An 18566-nucleotide genomic window follows, 5' to 3' on the forward strand; every position below is an offset into this window, starting at 1 on the left:
ATGACAGAGACATATAGTAAATCTCGCCAGCAGGCCGAGATCGCCTTCGGCACTATCCAGACAGAGTTCTTTGCCAAGAACAATGCGATGGAGGAGCTCGAGTCGGCTGCGCAAGCACGCAATGCCAAGACTTTGCGGCTTCGAGAAGCGCGCCTCGCAAAAGAACAAGCCGAGCGGACGTCGGCAACATCCACCCTGGTCGCCAAATGAGCGAAGGCAGGTTGGTCATCACCGCCTGCTGCCATTAGGATACAGATTTGACATACCACAGAAACAACGAACTCGCCGACCGACGGTCAGCTGCCGCCGGCGCCAAAGCATCCCTTCTCCAAGCTTACCGGGCCGCGAAAACGGCGACCGAACCGTCTCGACTTGCCAGGCAGGCCGAGCGGCTCTTGATTGTAGAAGCTCGCGAAGCTCGCCGTATTGAACGGGACCGTCTAAAGCTTGTGGAGCGCAGCCGGCTAGGGACCGAGGCAGCAAACGAGCAGGCGGTCGCCGAGGCCGCTCGCAAGGCCGAGCGAGACAGGCGCTATGCCAATCGTAAAGCCAGGCAAGCATAGGCCGCCAGGCGCTTTCAGTCCGACCAACAGCCCTTAGGACTGAGGCATCCGCGTCGAAATCACTCATGCTTTAGGAGCCACCGTGACCACTAATACAAACGAGCTGCAGGCGATCAACACGGCCTGGCAAATCGCGATCCAGGAGATCCTGCGCATGGTCATCCGTGACATGTATCGCACCGAGGGTGAAGCAGCGTTCAACACGCACATCAAGCGCATCGAAGAAGCGGCCGTCGATAGTATCTACACGGATCTAAGACTTCGCGGCACTGACGAATGGACGGAAGTGCTGGTCAAGGAACGAGCCAGCAACTTCGTGACGACCCTTCTGACCTCCTTCACCTACGACCGGGCCTGATCGGGCGGCACCAAGAGCTTCGGCCCTTTTTTGATATTCAAGGAGAAAAAATCATGCCGACAGACCAAAGGAGATCGCTTCTTTCTCCTAAAGAGAAAGTCGAGGCCAATTCACGAGCCATCGTGGCATCGCTGACGCCGTCCCAGGTGCAAGCCCTGAAGCTCGCGGGAAATGGCGACCTGCATTCTGCGGATGGAAGGTCTTGGACTCATCTTAATGCCGTCGTTACCTACGCAAGGTCGGATCGATTCAAAGAGCATCCGATCAAGGTGAAGTCGGCCACGACGACAACGGTTGAGCGACTTACCGAATTGGAGCTGCTTAGGAACCTCGATGGAACGGACGGGGAGGCACATTCGCCGCGCGCGATCACCATGGCGGGAAAGCTTTGGCTTCTCAAGCACAAGTGACCCAGGTAAATTCTCCCTGCGACCTGACGGCAAGCGTAGCATCTACCGCTGCGATTGATTGCCAAGCCTGCGGAGCATGCTGCTCTTTTTCATCCGAATGGCCAAGGTTCACGACGGAAGCTGACGATGACCTGGCTTTGATACCCCGTCACTATGTTGAAGCTGATCAGCGCGGCATGCGTTGCGAGGGCTCGCGATGTTCGGCACTGTCGGGTGAGGTCGGGATCAACACGTCCTGTCTCGTATACGAGGTGCGGCCAGACGTTTGTCGAGCTTGTGTTCCAGGTGACGAAGCATGCACGATAGCGCGCGCCAAAGTCCGTTTCTAGCGTATGGTGGTAGAGCGAAGTGGTGCGTGTATTCGTGACGGAGCTGGCTCAGGCTCGCTTAGCCGCCGCCAAGCGCGACGGGTGGCCTCTCTCATTGAAAATCAGTAGGCTACGGGCCTTTCCAGGCTCCTGTAGATCCACTCAGCAGCCCTGACTTCAGCAGCCGAAAAGTTAGGACGCTGCCTTTTTCATTTGCTTCGCCGGGAAAGCGGGTAATCTGGCGCGTCGTAGAGCGCCCGGATTTGATTGTGGTCGAAACGCGCCTCATTTACTTCCAATAGAGATCCTCGCTGCTGCGCGCCAGGCATGTCTTCGACCGCGAAGCGGAGGGCTTCGGCTGCCGTTTCGAAACGCCTGTAACGAAGTCCGCTGCGTCCGCGTGTCGCTTTGCCCGCATAAAGCCCCGCTCCGTCCGTGTAATCGAAACTGATCACGTCGTTGTCCTCCGCGTTCGGTAAGGGGGCTGACCTTCTACTCGCGCAGCGTCTCTGATGCAGCGCTCGGTCTCTCTGAGCTCGCGTCTGCGGCGCTGCATTCTCTCTCGAAGGTTCATTAGCTTTTCGGCATTTGATCCTGCTTCGGCGCGGGGCACGCGAAAGAGCTTTTCCGCGGATTGTCTGGGGGGATGATTTATCATTGGTTCCTCGAATAGTGGGTGCGACGGCGCGCCCATCCGCATTCATGTCGGCTTGATGGTGCGTCTGCGTGCTATTTCTTGTTCGGATTTCCCGGGTTGCCGCTTGCAAACTTAACCTGTGCGCCAGATGAGGCTGGTGCCACTTCTGGTGTTTTATCTTTCTTGGGCTTGCGGATCTCTCGGTTGCTGCGCATTTGGCCTTTAGCCATCATTTTCTCCTCGGGCGCTCGAATAAGTATCGGCGCTGCTTAATTGCTTAAATTTGGATTGGCATTTCTTCTGATACCGCTTAACTCACGCGGGAGGAGATAACGTCCTGCTGGGCCGTTGGCGTGCAGATTTTCCAAACGGTGCCGAAATTGGGAAACACCGTCATGCTCGCTAAAGGCAGCCTTCGCTCGGCGCCTCGGCCGACGGCGGTTTCCAGGATCATGCAAAGATCCGCATGATCACGATATCCGAACGCACTCGTTCGAACCAGGTTTCGTGAAACGCATGCGGAATATTGGTTGGAAGACATCGCGTCCTCCTTTTGTTTGGGCAAGGCCGCCCACCGGGACGACGATTCCTATGACACGGCTGTTCACGTCTAGGACGTGCCTGTCTCGCCGTTTGGGCAGGCCATGATCATTTCCCGACTGTTGCAAACGGAACTTCCCGGATGCAAGGCAGCTAGGCCTGATATACGTGCGGTGGGAACACGAACTGAGATATGCTCCTGGCCCGATGCGTACAGATATGCATTGTCAAAGCAGATATTGTGGGATGCGACACCGCGAGCTTCCAGCACTAAGGCGGAACCCCGTATCTTGCAGTTCGATGTTATCGCGTTATCGCATTACAAGATCTCGAAAACGATCCTGTCATCGGAGCTATGGCAAATACCATTCCAAGCTCAATTCCCAGAAAAACAAAAGGCCGGGCATGGACCCGACCTCTCACAGTCATCCGGTTCAGCTGCCAGTACATCCGTGGTCAGCGGAGCGAATGACAAATTCATGCTGCCTGAAGGTTGTCAGCGGAGCTCTTGCCGGACTTTCGGTCCTGCACGATGTCGTAGCTGATCTTCTGGCCGTCCGAAAGCGAGCGCATTCCCGCGCGCTCGACAGCAGAGATATGGACAAACACGTCCGTGCTGCCGTTATCAGGCTGAATGAAGCCGAAGCCCTTGACGGAATTAAACCACTTCACAGTACCAGTATTCATAACGATTTCCTTTCATGGCAATCGCTGTTGGTCCCGCGGTGCTTTGCGGGATGGGATCGATTTTTTGAGAGGAAATCCAACGGGAGCATAAGCTCTGGAACGACATCACAAGCAATGGTCGATGTCCTACATATACGCTCAATTTTTGATTTTACAATGGATAACGCGGAAATCGACGCTGTGCACCCAAGCCACGTGCTATTTTCACCAGACCAGAAATGGCCGCCGCTCTGGGGGCGGCGCACCCAACAAGGCATTTCAGAAAGTCCTTGGTAAGCCCCCAATGAATATTTAATTCGATATCGGATAGCCCGAGCGATGAAGTTGCTTGCTGACACCGACGATCCAGTATGGAGGATCGCTTTTGATTGCGGTTTCGGCTCCAGCAGTCGATTTTACAAGCTGTTCAAGGATCGAACAGGCGACACGCCTCTGGTCTTTCGTAAATTGATCAGCAACAAGACTTCTTAAAGCCATGATCACTACCAGGGGCGGTATCCTTAATGGGATCATTCGGTGTTGACGAAGATTGGCTGCCGCCGTCCGGAATATTTACTCCCGCTATATTACGCCATTGGATCAAAATCTCTATGGGACGATCATTGGGCTTTCAGTCGAAAAGCTGAGTGCAGAACATCTCTGCTTCCATGTTTACCCTCGCCACGCGGCGTAAATTCTTTATATCGCCAGCTACTATGTAGGACCGCGATTGTGCTCGGTTGTAAGGCCAGCCGCTTTCAACTAGGTATGACGTGCTGGTGGCGGTTAAAACTCTTCCCAGCTATCGTCGCTAACGGCCAATGCGGTAGAACCTTGCGTCTGGAGCTGCGGCCGCATACGCCGGCCAGCGGCTTGAAGGGAAGGATGGGCCGGACGATTGAGTGGCTTGGCCGGTTGGGCTGTTCGCGCGCCCTCGCCATATTTGAATTGCCCGAGCAGCTGGAACAATGCGGCTGCCTCGCGTGCGAGACTATGGCTGGCCGCCGTCTGCTCCTCTACCATCGCCGCATTTTTCTGTGTGCTTTGATCGACCGTATCGACTGCCTGATTGATCTCGCCGAGAGCGGTCGACTGTTCTCTCGCCGCCTCGACGATCGCCACGACGTTGGTGTCGATCTCCTGGACTTGGGCGGCGATTTCCTGCAGAGCCCCGCCGGCATTGGTCACCAGGGCGACACCATTGGCGACCTGGGCGCCAGATGCGGTGATCAAGGTCTTGATCTCTTTCGCCGCCTTTGCCGATCGTTGAGCGAGTTCGCGGACTTCTTGTGCCACAACGGCAAAGCCTTTGCCTGCATCTCCGGCTCTCGCAGCTTCGACTCCCGCATTCAGCGCCAAAAGGTTCGTCTGAAAGGCAATCTCATCGCTAACGCCGATGATGCTGGAGATCTCGCGCGAAGAGGCCTCGATCTGATCCATGGCACCAATGGCATTGCGCACGACGCCGCCTGAATGCTCGGCATGGGCTCTTGCTCGCGCAACGAGTCTTCCTGCTTCTTCAGCCCTTTGGCTGGAATTCTTCACGGTCGTGGTGATCTCCTCGAGGGCGGCAGCGGTCTCCTCAATCGAGGCTGCCTGCTGCTCGGTCCGCTTGGCAAGATCATCTGCAGCAACCCGCACCTCATTCGATCCAGAGGCAATCGCATGGGCGTTTTCTGCGACCGTTGCCATTGCTTGCTTCAGCTTGTCGGAGGCGCTGTTGAAATCGGTTCGCAACCGCTCAAGCGAAGGAATGAAAGCCTTCTCGATTTCTTGCGACAGATCTCCCTCGGCGAGATTGGTCAAACACTCGTTGCGATGCCGTTTCGATCGGTTGCGAGGACTGCGAGCTCCCTTCCAAACCCACTTGCATCACCGGCAGTTCTAGGATCTGCTAGCGTGGAGTTTTCCGACATTTGAGCGGAACTTCTTCGTTAACGTCTCGAGGCAATTCAATGCGTGTCGTGTTTCGGTGTGATCCTGCGCTTGTCGACCATCTGCCTCGTCCCGCTCCAGCTCGCAGCATTCTGCCGGACTGGCTCCGCGCCATGCCCGCGAAGGCGCATTCCGAGATTCACGGTCGGGAAATTCGAACCGTAAAGCAGTGCCCTCCCTTTGTTGACGCCATGTCCCACGGTTTTATGATTCTGCTGCCGTGCGATGTCACCGTTCGAAGCGGTGTCTTCACGTGGGATTGGGGCATCCCAGAGCCCTCGACCGAAGGACATCCGCGATCACCGCTCAGTTTTCATGTTGCTGAGCAGCTTGCTGGCGCACCGTTTTCCAACGGGCTGGCGGCTGTGAAATTCAACAGCTTTTGGACGATCGAACTGGAGGAGGGCTGGTCACTTTTTGCCATGCACCCGGTCAATCGCAACGAGCTTCCCTTCCGCTTGTTGACGGGTGTCGTAGATTCTGATCGCTTTTATGATGCGGGAATCAACTTCCCGGCAATCTGGACCGATCCTCATTTTTCAGGCGTGCTGCCAAAGGGTACCCCGATTGCACAGTGCTTTCCGGTCCCGCGCGCAGCTCCCGATCTGATCTTTGAAGGTTTCGACGGGACGTACAAGAGCGCCTATGAGAAAACCGTGGCAGAGGTTCTCGCCAATCCCGGAGTTTATCGGAAGCGCTTCCGCGTAAAGCGCCCGCGCGTAGCGCCAGAATCGGCTTAAATGTGAGCTGCACCTAGGATTGAAGCGTTCGCTTCAACGCTTCTCGGTCCAGCCATAGCTGGCCTCGCGGTGCCGAAGTTAGCGACATGGCGATTGCGCCCAATGTATCGGGCCTCAGGCTGTAGGCCGTCCGATAAGCCGCGATCGCGTCGTCCATATCGCCCATGTCCTGCAACACGATGCCTAGATTGACGGCTGCCTCGGCGTCGTCAGGTCGCTGTTCCAGCGCTTTGCGATAAGCTTCGGCCGCACCAGCCAAGTCGTGCAAATCCTGCCGAACCAAGCCCAGGTCAAACCACATCGAGGGAGACCTGTCGATTGCTGCTACGCCTTCCAGGACCGCAGCCGCGTCATCGGGCGATCCGTCTTCAAAAAGTATCCGACCGAGGCGCGCGGCAGCCTCCCGCGAAGCGGGGTTGGCACGGTTCAATGCCTTCCAAGCGCCGGCTGCCCGGTTCCGATCTCCTGCGGCATCGAAGGTACGAGCTTGCTCAAGAAGGATTTCGACATTCGTAGATAATGTGGCGGCGCGTCCGAGGTGAAATATAGCTCGGTTGAAATCTCCCAACGACCGCGCGATGCGCCCAGCAAGCAGTTGGCCAGGCGCGTTATCAGGTATGCCCCCCAAACTGATTTCAATGTGGATGTTTGCCTTTGCAGCATCGCCCTTGGCGAACAAAATCGCCGCGAAAAGGTGGTTAAGGGTCGGGTTGCTCCGATCCTTCTGCAAGCTTGTCTCACACAAGGATATCGCTTGGCTGAAACGACCGGCATTGAAATCAGCCACGATTTGCCGGACCTGACTTTCGACCGCCGCAATACTCATGCCCCGCTTGCCTTTATCCGCTGCCGCTGGGAAAAGCGGCCGATATCGCAGTCATAAGTGCAGACTAAGCGGCGCGCCATACAAATTCTTCAACTCGCCGATTAGATCTACTGTGAGCGCGGTTCTACGGCCTATTGGCGGCCCCAATCCTGTTTTCGAAGGGCATTGCCTATGCAAACACCACCCTTGGGAAACTGCCCGTGATCCACCCCTCGCTGCTACTTTCCCAATCGCAAACTGAAATTGAAATCTTTGGCAGAAAATCCGGTTGATTTTGACCCCTAAGTCCAATGGACCCGGGGTATTTCGCGGTTTGGAATCGGGGATTAAAAGCGACAATGTAGGAACACTGGATAGCCACGACTGATCGTTGAGATTCTGCTAGTGGTCGTAAGATCAGGAAGGGAGCAGGTGGCCGATGATGTGGCCATTACCTGCCCGTGAAACATCTAGGACGAGATGCGCACCATTGCGACGATCGGGCTGCTGCTTGCCCTGAGTGCTCCCGCACAGGCACGCTCTCGTCTGTTATCGCCTCTTCGAGCCTTCTAGGAAAAGCTGTGCGCAGGTTCGCGCGCGCGCGACGATCTCGTCGTCGGCGATTTCTTCCGCTTGGCCAAGCATGACGGCGCGTTGAGGTTCCATCACCATCATTCCCCGGAGCATTCCGATCGCGGTATGGACATCCTGAACCTCGATCTCTTGCGAGGCGATCCGTGTCTGTAGCCAATCTTCCATTGCCTTGCTGGTCTTTTGGATTGCCTGCGCAAAAAAAGCCGCTGCGATCTCGGGAAAACGTTCGGATTCGCTGAGGACAAGCCTTGTTATGATGATTGTTTCGTTGGAAAGCGTCAGTCTGCCATAGGCGATCAGCAGTTTTTCGAGGCTTTCCCGAAGGGGCAAGTGCGCGAGCTGCTCAAAATCCGAGGCGAGCATGTAGTCGTTGATCGTCTTTGAAATGACGTCGGAAAACAGATCGGCCTTCGCCGGGAACAGGCGATATAGCGTCTTTGTTGAAACGCCTGCCGTCTGAGCGATGATGCTGATGTTCGCCGGCGCATAGCCTGCTTTCATAAATTGCTGGTTTGCGGCATCGAGAATCAAGTCTCTCGTTTCCTCGTCTGATCTAACCTGCGGCCTGCCGCGGCATCGCTTTTCCTGCTGGTTGCGCTCACTCATCCTGAAGTCCTCGTGTCTCTCCATCATGGTACGATCATTTTAGAAAATAACAAGTTTCCTAAACTGAAAACTGGATCGAAGCGTGCCGCACGCTCTTTCGTCCCAAACATCCGGCTATAGCGCCAGAGGTCCGCGCCTCCAGGAAAAAGATCGAGCATCCGCAAATCGCAAATTTAGGAAACCACCCGTTTTCTAAAATATTGACATTGTCCGCGGCTGGCTTATATAGGAAAATAATAAGTTTCCTAAATAGAACTTATACCCCAATTTCAAGGCCGCGGCCGAGACGACAGCGACCTTTCACAAGGAGAAGGACGATGTCTGTTCAAACGTTGCATGCCGTGAACGAAAACGCTGCCGAAAGTCGATCTGTTGCCGATCCGACCGCGGAGCAAGTCCCAGCAACTCTCGATGCCGGAAAGGCGCCGCGGGTTGCTGAGGCAGATGCTAACGCTGGCGCGCAGACGCGCGGACGGCGGCTGTCTGGACGATCGCTGTTGTTCGGCGCAGCTGCCGTCGGGATCGCCGCCGCCGGGGCCTATTTTGGGCACAATTATTGGACAAACGGTCGCTTCGAAATTTCGACCGATGACGCCTATGTCAAGGCGGATAGTACAACAGTCGCACCGAAGGTTTCCGGCTATCTGTCGGAAGTTCTCGTCAGCGACAATGAAGTCGTCAAGGCTGGCCAACCACTTGCCCGTATCGATGATCGGGATTTCCGCACGGCGCTCGATCAGGCGAGGGCAGATGTCGCCGCTGCAGAGGCGACAGTCAACGCCAAGCAGGCATCGCTCGACATCCAGCAGTCCACCATCGCTGCCGCCCGGGCAACGCTCGATGTCGACAAGGCCAACGAAACCTTCGCCGAACAGAACAACAAGCGCTACACCAATCTGGCCACCAGCGGCTATGCACCGGTTCAAACGGCCCAGCAGACCGCTTCCGCGATTGCTGCAGCCCAGGCGACGATTGTGCGGGACACCGCGGCGCTCGATGCGGCCATAAAGCAAGTCGATCTCTTGAATGCCGAGTTCGCTCAGGCCAGGGCGACGTTGGCTCATGACCAGGCTGTCGCGCATCAGGCCGAGCTCAACCTCTCCTATGCGACTATTGTCGCGCCTGTAGACGGAACCGTCGGCAACAGGACGTTACGCGTTGGACAATATGTCCAGGCCGGCACCCAGCTGATGTCGGTCGTTCCGACGACGGCGGCCTACATTATCGCCAACTATAAGGAAACGCAGCTCACCGATGTCCATGCCGGTCAACCGGTCGACATCGATGTCGATATGTTTCCCGGCCGCATCTATCGCGGCCACGTCGACAGCATCGCCCCGGCAAGTGGTCAGGAATTCGCACTTCTACCGCCCGACAACGCCACCGGCAATTTCACGAAGGTCGTTCAACGTATCCCGGTCAAGATCGTCCTCGACGGAAGCACAGCTGACACAACTGACCTGCGTCCCGGAATGTCCGTCCAGCCCAGCATCGACACCAAGGCCGATGCCATCAGTCACTAGGTGCGAATGCAGGAGATCGTGTCATGTCCACCATCACGACAACAGCCGGCCACGCTCAGCAATCGCGCGCCAGCACCAAGGAATGGATCGCCGTTCTCGCCGGAATGATCGGTGCCTTTATGGCGATCCTGAATATTCAGATCACCAATGCCTCCCTTCTCGATATTGAGGGTGGCATAGGCACAGGCGTCGACAACGGCGCCTGGATTTCGACATCCTATCTCATTGGCGAGATCGTCGTCATTCCTTTGACGGCCTACTTCAGCAACGTCTTTTCCTTCCGCCGCTATATTCTCGTCAACTCCGTTCTCTTTCCCCTCTTTTCCATGGCCTGCGCCTTCGCGCATGATCTCGGAACGATGATCCTGCTTCGCGGGCTGCAAGGTTTTGCCGGTGGCGTTCTGATCCCGATGGCCTTCACCATGGTTCTGACCAAGCTGCCGAAAAACCAGCAGCCGCTGGGTCTTGCCATCTTTGCTCTTTCGGTCACCTTTGCCCCGGCGATCGGACCGACGATTGGCGGCTATCTGACGGAAAATTACGGCTGGCAGACCATTTTCTTCATCAACACCATCCCGAGCATGATCATGGCGATCGCTCTCGCCCTGACGCTCGAAAAGCAACCAATGCAACTCAGCCTCCTGAAGGAAGGAGACTGGGCGGGCATCGTGACGATGGCGGTTGGCCTTTCGGCTCTGCAGACCGTGCTGGAAGAAGGCAACAAGGACGATTGGTTCTCCTCCCCCTTCATCGTCAAGCTCAGCATTGTCGCCTTTGTTTTTCTGGGAGCCTTTATCTTTATCGAGCTCAAGGTGAAGAAGCCGCTCGTGAAGCTCCGGCTGCTGACGCAGCGTAATTTTGGCATCGGTGTGCTCGTCAACGTCCTGGTCGGCGTTGCACTCTTCGGCACTGTCTACATCCTCCCGCAATATCTTGGACAAGTGCAGCGCTACAACGCCGAGCAGATCGGTAATGTGCTTGCCTGGACCGGTTTACCGCAACTCTTGCTCATCCCGCTGGTGCCAGTCCTGATGAAGCGCTTCGATGCCCGCTATATCGGCTTTCTCGGTATCTCGATCTTCGCCATCAGTTGCTTCATGAATGTCATGCTTTCGGCCGACAATGCCGGTGACCAGTTCTGGGTACCCAATATCGTGCGCGCCATCGGCCAGGCTCTCGTCTTGACACCGATTACCGCCATTACGACGGCCGGTATCGCTGCCGCGGACGCTGCCGCCGCCTCGGGCCTCACCAACATGCTGCGCAACCTTGGGGGCGCTGTCGGAACGGCCTCTCTTGGCACGATCCTGACCAAGCGCGAGCAATTTCACTCCAACATCATCGGTCAGTCGGTCACTCTTGCTCGCGATGAAGTTCGTGATCGCATTACGACCTTGACCGGCTACTTCATCCAGCACGGTGTTGCCGATCCCACTGTTGCGACCCACAAGGCGGTCATTGCACTTGGCCAGATCGTCCGACGGCAGGCTCTCATTCTCGGCTTCGGTGATACTTTCGCCGTGATCGGCATCGTTCTTTCCGCCGCAGCGGTCGCGCTGCTCTTTACGCGCAAACCGCAAGCCGGCGGTGGTGCAGGCGCCCATTGATCGCGCGCGTCCATCTGGTCGCCACGCTATCCCCTTCAATACGCTCACCGATCCCCTATCGGTGAGCGTTTCGGGCTCTTTCATCCAATAGATCTCGTTCCGCTTGCCGGCAGGGCTGCGCCCCGACTTCGTCGTGCCATCCGACCAACGTGCGGGAGAGCCGGCCGGTGCGGGATGACGTTTTGAGAGGCTGACTATCGTTTTCGATAACTCCCGCCTGTGCAGCGACCATCCTAGATTCGCATCTGTGGCCGGACGCGAGTGAGCGTCCTCCAGAGCGATTAGGAGTAACGACAATGACGAATACCAAGGGAACTGCCGTCGTCACGGGCGCGTCGACCGGCATTGGAGCTGTTTATGCAGAGCGCCTTGCGACGCGCGGCTATGATCTCGTTCTGGTCGCACGAAGTGCGGATAAGCTCGGCCAGGTCGCTGATCGAATTCGCGCCAGGACAGGCCGACAGGTGGATATCCTTCCCGCCGATCTTGCCGATACCGCAGACCTCGCGAATGTCGAGGATTTCTTGAAGACGACGCCGGATATTACCTTGCTGGTCAACAATGCCGGTCTTGGCGGCGCCTTGCGGCTTGTCGAGTCCGATATCGAACAGATGACCGCGATGATCTCGCTTAATGTGACGGCGTTGACGCGATTGACTTACGCGATCGTGCCGGAATTCATCGCGCGAGGATCAGGCACGATCATCAACATTGCGTCGATCGTCGCAGTCAATCCCGAACTGCTCAACGGCGTCTATGGCGGCACGAAAGCGTTTGTTGTCGCCTTCAGCCAAAATCTCCGGCACGAGCTGCAAGGGACAGGTGTTCATGTTCAGGTGGTCCTTCCAGGCGCGACCGCCACCGACTTCTGGGCGATCGCCGGCCGTCCGGTCGAATTGCTTCCAAGTGCGATCGTCATGAGCGGTGAAGATCTGGTCGATGCGGCACTCGTCGGGCTTGATCGCGGCGAGTTTGCTACCATCCCCTCGCTTCAGGAGGGCGAGCTGTTCGATGCTTACGAGGCGGCGCGCCAAGCCATGGCCGGCAAGCTGTCCACCTCCAAGCCGGCAGCCCGCTATCGCGTCTCAACCCCATAGTTGATGGCGTGGCGAAAAGCGCGGAAGGGGCGTCGACGCATCAAGGCGCCGTGAAGTTGGCAAATCTGCCTGCAATGATCGAAGCTCCAGAAATGGGGTCTTCTGTCCCTCCTGCCCCGAAGGGGTTATTGTAAGCGAGTGGGGCTTCATGGGGGATAGCATGGACCGTCTTGATGCGATGCAAGTGCTGCTGGCAGTCGTTGACGCCGGCAGCCTTTCTGCGGGAAGCCGAAAGCTCAACGCACCGCTGCCAAGCGTGAGCCGTAAGGTAGCGGAGCTTGAGCGCTTTCTCGGTACGAACTTGTTGATCCGCACCAGCCGGAATATTCAGTTGACCGATGCGGGCCGTGACTATGTGGAGGCGGCCCGGCAGATCGTGGCCCAGATCAAGGAAGCCGAGCTTCGAGCCTCGGGCGAATATGAGGTTCCGAGAGGCGAGCTTGCGATCACGATGCCGTTGCTCTTCGGCCAGCAACAGGTAATGCCGCTCGCGCTCGATTTTCTTTGCGAGCACCCTGAAATCACACTGAATGTCCTGTCCGTCGATCGTGTAGTTCATCTCGTGGATGAGCATGTCGATATCGGTGTCCGCCTGGGCCGCCTCGTCGATAGTTCGTTCTATGCGGTCAAGGTAGGTGACTTTCGTCTCGTGACCTATGCCAGCCCCTCCTACCTCGCTCGCAAAGGTCTACCCAGAAAGCCCGAAGATCTTGCCAGTCACGACGCTGCCGTGTTTGGTGCAATCGAGACAGCATCGTGGATCTATGATCTTGACGGGCGAAAGGTCCAGGCAGCGCCGAATATCCGAATCCGTGCCAATACCAGTACGGCTGCCATCGAGGCTGCTGTGCGTGGTATTGGTATTGCGCGGGCGCCGAGCTATCAAGCACTGGACGAACTACGAACCGGCGCATTGGTTCGCATCCTGGACGATCACGACAACAAGACCTTTCCGGTGCATCTGGTCTATGCGCGCCAAGGTCTGCTCCCATTGAAGGTGCGGGCCTTTCTGGACTGGATGGTCCCCCGCATGCGTGAGGCGTTGCGGCAGCTCGAGGATATCAAGCCGGTGGGGAGAGAGTGAATTCCTGTCGCCCATATGCGTTGTTGCATGGCACGACCGTGCAGAGCCATCGTCACCGCACGTGAGGCAAAGCAGACAAGCCTGCGATCGCAATGACCGCAGGCCTGATATTGTACTATGGTTCGGATTTCTAGCTGGTATCAGCGCAGCGATCGGAAGGCAGCGCGCATTTCGCTCGTGAACGCGGCCGGTTGTTCCCAGGCGGCGAAGTGGCCACCCTTGTCGAGGCGATTGTAGTGGATGAGGTTCGGGTAGGCGCGTTCGGCCCAGCTTCTAGGCGCTGGATAGAGTTCATCTGGGAAGACGCTCACCGCGACCGGCAGCGTGACGCCTTTGGGCGCGAAGAAGGCGAGCTTGCTTTCCCAGTAGAGGCGTGCCGATGAAATGGCAGTTCCGGTCAACCAATAGAGCGACACATTGTCGATCAGGTCTTCCTTCGAAAGTCCCTCCTGGCCGCCGTCGAAGACGCGAGTGATCAATTCCATGCTGCGCGCATCATGGTCGAACATCCACGAGGCAAGCCCGATCGGCGAATCGGCGAGTGCGTAGAGCGTCTGCGGACGCTTTGCCATCTCGATGGCATAGCCCAGGCCATTCTTGTAGAAATAGTCGAGCTGGTTATAGGCCTGGAGCTCTTCCGACGAAATGTCATCCGGCGCACCAGCGCCTGCAGCGAGCGCCTTGGCAATATCGTCCGGCACTGTTGCCGGCATGTTCGTGTGGATGGCGATCAGGCCGGAAGGCTTGAGCAGCGCCAGTTGTTCGGTCACCGCATTGCCCCAATCACCGCCTTGAGCAACGTAACGCGTATAGCCGAGGCGCTCCATCAGGACGGACCATGCCTTGGCGATGCGGATTGGATCCCAGCCAAGTTCGGTCGGTTTGCCCGAAAAGCCGTGTCCCGGCAAAGAGGGGATCACCACGTCGAAGGCGTCGGCTCCGGTGCCGCCATGGCGGGTAGGATCGGCCAGTGGGTCGATGACCTTGAGCTGTTCGAAAATCGACCCTGGCCAACCATGCGTGATGATCATCGGCAATGCGTTCGGGTGTTTCGATCTCACATGGATGAAGTGGATGTCGACACCATCGATCTCGGTGATGAAATTGGGCAGCTTGTTCAGAGAGTCTTCGGCCTTGCGCCAATCGTATTCATTCGCCCAATAATCGGCGACTGCTTTCATGGTCGCAAGCTTTAGACCTTGCGACGTATCGTCGACCGTCTCGCGGTCGGGCCAGCGCATTGCCTTTACGCGTTGCTTCATATCCGCAAGCGCAGCCTCGGATATGGCGACTTTAAACGGGCGCACCGCCGAATTGTCCGGGGCGATAGTGCTGGTTGCCGACGCAATACGAGGAAGGCTAAGGGCGGCAGCGCCGATCAGCGACGCGGCAACGAACTTGCGTCGGCCGACCTCTGTGCTGATGATTGACATCTTATTTCTCCTTTCAGGCGACCGTGACATGGGCATCAATGCCGCCCCGTGTCATTTTCGAGTAAGGGCAGATCGCATCAGCCGAGCTGACGAGTGATTGAGCCACGTCCGGATGGAGGCCGGGCAGGCTTACGTTGAGCCTTGCGACGAGATGGAAGCCTTCTCTGTCATCGAGGTTCAAATCGACTTCGGCGTCTACTGCTGTGCCATCCGGCAGTTCAATGCCAGCCTGGCTGGCAGCGCGCGCCAATGCCCCCTCGAAGCAGGCCGACCAACCGGCTGCGAAAAGTTGCTCGGGATTGGTGCCGGGGCGTTTGGTACCCGGGGTTGCGAGTTCGACCTCGAGTTGGCCATCCGAGCTTCGGGCTGCCCCGTCGCGGCCGCCGATTGTGTGAACGTAAGCAGTGTAAAGGGTCTTGCTGGTCATCGTTTCAATCCTCACTTGAGTTGCCGTGTTCCGGCCGACATCGACGCGCTTTTGTATGCACAGGGCTACATCGGACCTCGTGGTGATATCGGCCTGCTTCAATGCGATAAGCCTCTCAACTCGGATTTGACCGGCGGGCATCGCATCGATGTCAATCTAAGCGCTCCCAAATGCTGTAATCAGACCACAAGACTGGGAGGTTACATCTCATTTTCAGAGAGGATATTGATCTCGAATGAGGGCGGTTCGAAATAAATTGTCATGCGGCAAGCATAACAGTTGCGATTGACGCTAACCGTGCAGAGGTAGGCTGTTGGCCGTTGCGGGACAGTTTATTTCATCTTGGGCCAGGTAGGCATTGCTCTCATCTGCTGGCGGAGATCGGGTCCATTCGAAATTCGCAGCCATCGGCTTGCGGCGTTCGATCTCAAAGCACGTCGTGGACGCTAAATGAGGAGAGCGATGTTCCACGCGGAATGCAATGCCACGGCAATGACCCCCGCGAGGATCAGCACGGTGGCGAATACCAGGAAGCGGATGGGAGCAATTCTGTTACCAATGGTCATTGTGGCAAGGCCCGATCAAACCGAAGAAGGTTCGGCGTCTTTGTCGGTGGTTTTCGTGCAGGGCGGCATAGAAGCGGTCGACAGACAATCAGCTTTTAGATCCACGTGGCGGGCCGCCACGAGACACTGCGACTTTTGCCGGCCTGAGGGGACGGGTTCCTATGGTGTAGCCAGGCTCGGCCACCATCGTGACTGTGCCGTGGGGAATGCTCGGATCTTCCGTTTCGAACATTGCTTCGTGAAAATTGGGATCAAATGCTTCGCCGGCGGGACTAAGCTTGATGACGCCGTGCTTTTCCAGCGTGCGCAACAGCTCCTTTTCGGTAAGTTCAACGCCTTCTATCAGCGTCCGTACAGGCCCATTACCGTGACCAATTTCCTCTGGAATGCTGCTGATTGCACGCTCGAGGTTGTCGGCCACCTTTGTGATGTCGCGGGCGAATTGGGTGACAGCATATTGCCGCGCATCGTTTACATCGCGTTCGGCACGTCGGCGCACATTTTCCGTCTCCGCCAAAGCACGAAGAAGGCGATCTTGAAGGCTTTTATTATCTGCCTCCAGACGTTCCAGTTTTTCGGACATGGCCATTCCGAGGGGCGGTTCGTCGGTAGCAGCAGCCTCCTGGCTGTTGTTTCCTTCGACGGGGTTGTTCGGCGAATGCGGGTCTTTCGAGGCATTTGCCGATTTTTCGTGAGGTTGCCGTTTCTCGTTGCTCATCTCGATGTCCTGTCACGATTTGTCACTGGAGGCTGGGAACGAAACATGCGCCTTGAATGTAGGGATGGGAGAACTCATGGTACTGTTCCGAGCTGACAGGCAAAGCCGATCAGTGTCATGCCCTGGAACATCAGGTCGATCGCCAAAAGCAAGCCAAGGAGCCAGATACTGTTGACGGGCCACCCGACCAGGAAAATCAATCCTGCAAGGGCAGTCACCGCACCGGATGCGATGATCCAGCCCCAGCCTTTTGTCCACCTCGCGCGAATGCCAATAAGCAGTCGGAGCGCGCCAGACGATAAGGTGAGCACCGCAAGCAGCAAGGTGAGGATCACGGAGGCGAGCGCAGGATTGGCGAAGGCGGTTGCACCGGCTATTGCATAGAATAAGCCACTGATGAGCCACAGCAAAAAACCACCCCACGTCCTGACGCTGAAAGCATGCAGAACCTGCAATGTCCCAGCCATGGTCATAAGGATGCCGACGTAGAAGACAGCGGTAATCGTTGCATAGAACAGGTTGCCGGCAGCAATGGCGCCGAGGGCGACAAAGACGACACCGAGGAAGAGGAACCAGCCCCACTTCCTGTGCGCATTGGCAAATGTCTCCCGCCGGGCGGGAATCACGTTGATCGACGTCATCTGCAGCCTCCTTCGCCCGACTCGGCGGCAAGGATTTCGAATCCGGCTCCAGGTTGCCGAGCGAGCATTCTTCCGAGCTCATATTGGAAGAAGGCAATGAGCGTGCCAATTGGAATGACGTTTAAAAACAGTACGTTGCTTCAGCGACACAGAACGCAATGGACATATTGTCCGAACTTGCGGGGACAACATGTCGTATAAACCAATGGTAATAATCAGGATGAAGTTCTCGGTGGCGATCGAAGGAGATGGTTGATCTGGGCATCCCAGCCCTATGGCGGCGTAGCTGAAAACAGGTAATTGCCGAACCGTTTCCTGCGAGCTCTTTCGAATTGCTCAAGCGTCTGCGGTTTGACAAATAAAGCAACGACCTCGGGATGTGCTAAGCGGACCTTTTCCTCGATCGAAGCTACGCATTCCTCAATCTGCTCGGTGAATAAAGTAGGATCGAATTCAATACTCAGTGCCACCATCGCCTGATCGGGAGCGAGCTGGGCCGTCAGTGCGCTGTTTGCGTGCACAACGCCACGTTGTTCCTGTGCAATATTGCAAATGGCCTCGACCAGCGCCGGGGTTGCCCGTTCTCCTATGAGCAGGCTTTTGCTCTCGATCGCCAAAAGGATCGCCGTTATCGCCAGAACAATGCCGATCAGAATAGATGCTACTCCATCCAGCACCGGCATTTGAAGCTTTTCGGCCGCGGCAATCCCGGTCATGGCAATGGCAATACCGATCAGGGCGGCGCTGTCTTCGAACAGCACCATAAATGCAGGTGGATCCTTGCTTTGGCGGAATGCTTTCCAGAAGCCGAGGTTGCCGCGGGCCTTTGCGAAGGCCCGCCAGCCGACAACCCAGGACGCGCTCTCGAACATGAAAGAAAGGGCCAGAACGATGTAGCTGATCTGTGCATGTTCAATTGGTTGCGGATCCAGCACATGCCGTATGCCTTGGTAGATCGAAACGCCTGCGCCTAACGCAAACAGCAGCAGTGCGACAATGAAACTCCAGAAATAGAGTTCACGGCCGAAGCCGAGGGGATGGACGAGGTCTGGCCTTCGAACGGCACGATGATATCCATAGAGAATAAGCCCTTCGTTTCCGCAATCGACGACTGAGTGCACAGCCTCGCTGAACATCGCGGCGCTGCCGGTCGCTACGGCAGCAACGAGCTTCGTTATTGCGACTGCGATGTTGCCTGCCAATGCGGCATATACGGCTGTTCGGGCGGTATGTCGCCCCTGCACGCGCGGATCGGAAATCGCTGCGGACACCGCCGTCTCCTATGAAAAAGTTGACGCCAGCAAAATC

The 18566-nt window shown here is 56.8% G+C and carries 19 protein-coding genes and 2 pseudogenes; 11 read left to right on the forward strand and 10 right to left on the reverse strand.

Going from position 1 to position 18566, the window contains the following annotated elements:
- The 5 genes from AC13RE_RS11145 (at position 1) to AC13RE_RS11165 (ending at position 1660) form a co-directional block, all read left to right on the forward strand.
- A complete protein-coding gene (locus AC13RE_RS11145; protein WP_488562959.1) occupies positions 1-210 on the forward strand; it encodes a hypothetical protein in 210 nt (69 codons plus the stop codon).
- Positions 211-257: 47 nt separating this feature from the next.
- The gene (locus tag AC13RE_RS11150) at positions 258-563 is read left to right on the forward strand and encodes a DUF6481 family protein (protein ID WP_488562960.1); all 306 of its coding nucleotides are present in this window, start codon (positions 258-260) and stop codon (positions 561-563) included.
- Between the two features lie 82 nt (positions 564-645).
- A complete protein-coding gene (locus tag AC13RE_RS11155; protein WP_132720898.1) occupies positions 646-921 on the forward strand; it encodes a hypothetical protein in 276 nt (91 codons plus the stop codon).
- A 53-nt stretch (positions 922-974) separates the two neighbouring features.
- Positions 975-1331, forward strand: coding sequence for a hypothetical protein (locus tag AC13RE_RS11160; RefSeq protein ID WP_488484687.1), 357 nt, complete (start codon positions 975-977; stop codon positions 1329-1331).
- A 23-nt stretch (positions 1332-1354) separates the two neighbouring features.
- Positions 1355-1660 carry a YkgJ family cysteine cluster protein gene (locus AC13RE_RS11165; RefSeq protein WP_488563142.1) on the forward strand — a complete coding sequence of 102 codons (306 nt, stop codon included), beginning with the start codon at positions 1355-1357 and terminating at the stop codon, positions 1658-1660.
- A gap of 188 nt (positions 1661-1848) precedes the next feature.
- Here the strand turns inward: AC13RE_RS11165 and AC13RE_RS11170 are convergent, their stop codons facing one another.
- Together AC13RE_RS11170 and AC13RE_RS11175 are read right to left on the reverse strand one after the other, a co-directional pair.
- A complete protein-coding gene (locus tag AC13RE_RS11170) occupies positions 1849-2094 on the reverse strand; it encodes a hypothetical protein (protein ID WP_488484688.1) in 246 nt (81 codons plus the stop codon).
- Positions 2095-3293: 1199 nt separating this feature from the next.
- Positions 3294-3503: a cold-shock protein gene (locus AC13RE_RS11175; protein WP_112338766.1), complete on the reverse strand. Its 210-nt coding sequence runs from the start codon at positions 3501-3503 to the stop codon at positions 3294-3296.
- Between the two features lie 247 nt (positions 3504-3750).
- On the opposite strand from AC13RE_RS11175, the pseudogene AC13RE_RS11180 reads away from it, so the two are divergent.
- Positions 3751-3974: pseudogene (locus AC13RE_RS11180) on the forward strand (helix-turn-helix transcriptional regulator); the annotation flags it as partial.
- A gap of 294 nt (positions 3975-4268) precedes the next feature.
- Here the strand turns inward: AC13RE_RS11180 and AC13RE_RS11185 are convergent.
- Positions 4269-5291 (reverse strand): annotated as a pseudogene (locus tag AC13RE_RS11185) (methyl-accepting chemotaxis protein); the annotation flags it as partial.
- Between the two features lie 146 nt (positions 5292-5437).
- On the opposite strand from AC13RE_RS11185, the gene AC13RE_RS11190 reads away from it, so the two are divergent.
- Complete coding sequence (locus AC13RE_RS11190) at positions 5438-6157, forward strand: hypothetical protein (RefSeq protein WP_488484690.1); 720 nt, start codon at positions 5438-5440, stop codon at positions 6155-6157.
- A 13-nt stretch (positions 6158-6170) separates the two neighbouring features.
- Here AC13RE_RS11190 and AC13RE_RS11195 read toward each other — a convergent pair whose 3' ends face one another.
- Entirely contained in the window at positions 6171-6983 is an 813-nt protein-coding gene (locus tag AC13RE_RS11195) for a tetratricopeptide repeat protein (RefSeq protein ID WP_488562961.1), read from the reverse strand.
- Between the two features lie 528 nt (positions 6984-7511).
- On the reverse strand, positions 7512-8162 hold the full coding sequence (locus tag AC13RE_RS11200) for a TetR/AcrR family transcriptional regulator (protein WP_132720904.1): 651 nt from the start codon (positions 8160-8162) through the stop codon (positions 7512-7514).
- A gap of 317 nt (positions 8163-8479) precedes the next feature.
- On the opposite strand from AC13RE_RS11200, the gene AC13RE_RS11205 reads away from it, so the two are divergent.
- From AC13RE_RS11205 to AC13RE_RS11220, 4 genes are all read left to right on the forward strand, one after another.
- The gene (locus tag AC13RE_RS11205; RefSeq protein ID WP_488562962.1) at positions 8480-9685 is read left to right on the forward strand and encodes an HlyD family secretion protein; all 1206 of its coding nucleotides are present in this window, start codon (positions 8480-8482) and stop codon (positions 9683-9685) included.
- A gap of 23 nt (positions 9686-9708) precedes the next feature.
- On the forward strand, positions 9709-11292 hold the full coding sequence (locus tag AC13RE_RS11210; RefSeq protein ID WP_488562963.1) for an MDR family MFS transporter: 1584 nt from the start codon (positions 9709-9711) through the stop codon (positions 11290-11292).
- Positions 11293-11588: 296 nt separating this feature from the next.
- Positions 11589-12389 carry an SDR family NAD(P)-dependent oxidoreductase gene (locus AC13RE_RS11215; protein WP_488562964.1) on the forward strand — a complete coding sequence of 267 codons (801 nt, stop codon included), beginning with the start codon at positions 11589-11591 and terminating at the stop codon, positions 12387-12389.
- A 160-nt stretch (positions 12390-12549) separates the two neighbouring features.
- Positions 12550-13473 (forward strand): LysR family transcriptional regulator, encoded by a 924-nt coding sequence (locus AC13RE_RS11220; RefSeq protein WP_488562965.1) that lies wholly within the window; start codon positions 12550-12552, stop codon positions 13471-13473.
- Between the two features lie 140 nt (positions 13474-13613).
- On the opposite strand, the gene AC13RE_RS11225 is transcribed toward AC13RE_RS11220, so the two are convergent.
- From AC13RE_RS11225 to AC13RE_RS11245, 5 genes are all read right to left on the reverse strand, one after another.
- Positions 13614-14906: an epoxide hydrolase family protein gene (locus AC13RE_RS11225; RefSeq protein WP_488562966.1), complete on the reverse strand. Its 1293-nt coding sequence runs from the start codon at positions 14904-14906 to the stop codon at positions 13614-13616.
- Between the two features lie 13 nt (positions 14907-14919).
- Positions 14920-15333, reverse strand: coding sequence for an organic hydroperoxide resistance protein (locus AC13RE_RS11230; protein ID WP_488484697.1), 414 nt, complete (start codon positions 15331-15333; stop codon positions 14920-14922).
- A 654-nt stretch (positions 15334-15987) separates the two neighbouring features.
- Positions 15988-16617 (reverse strand): nucleotide exchange factor GrpE, encoded by a 630-nt coding sequence (gene grpE / locus AC13RE_RS11235; protein WP_488562967.1) that lies wholly within the window; start codon positions 16615-16617, stop codon positions 15988-15990.
- A 74-nt stretch (positions 16618-16691) separates the two neighbouring features.
- Complete coding sequence (locus AC13RE_RS11240) at positions 16692-17258, reverse strand: HdeD family acid-resistance protein (protein WP_488562968.1); 567 nt, start codon at positions 17256-17258, stop codon at positions 16692-16694.
- 272 nt (positions 17259-17530) lie between these two features.
- A complete protein-coding gene (locus tag AC13RE_RS11245) occupies positions 17531-18529 on the reverse strand; it encodes a cation diffusion facilitator family transporter (protein WP_488562969.1) in 999 nt (332 codons plus the stop codon).
- Between the last annotated feature and the right edge of the window lie 37 nt (positions 18530-18566).

The sequence above is a fragment of the Martinezella sp. CNPSo 3959 genome (genome assembly GCF_057784355.1).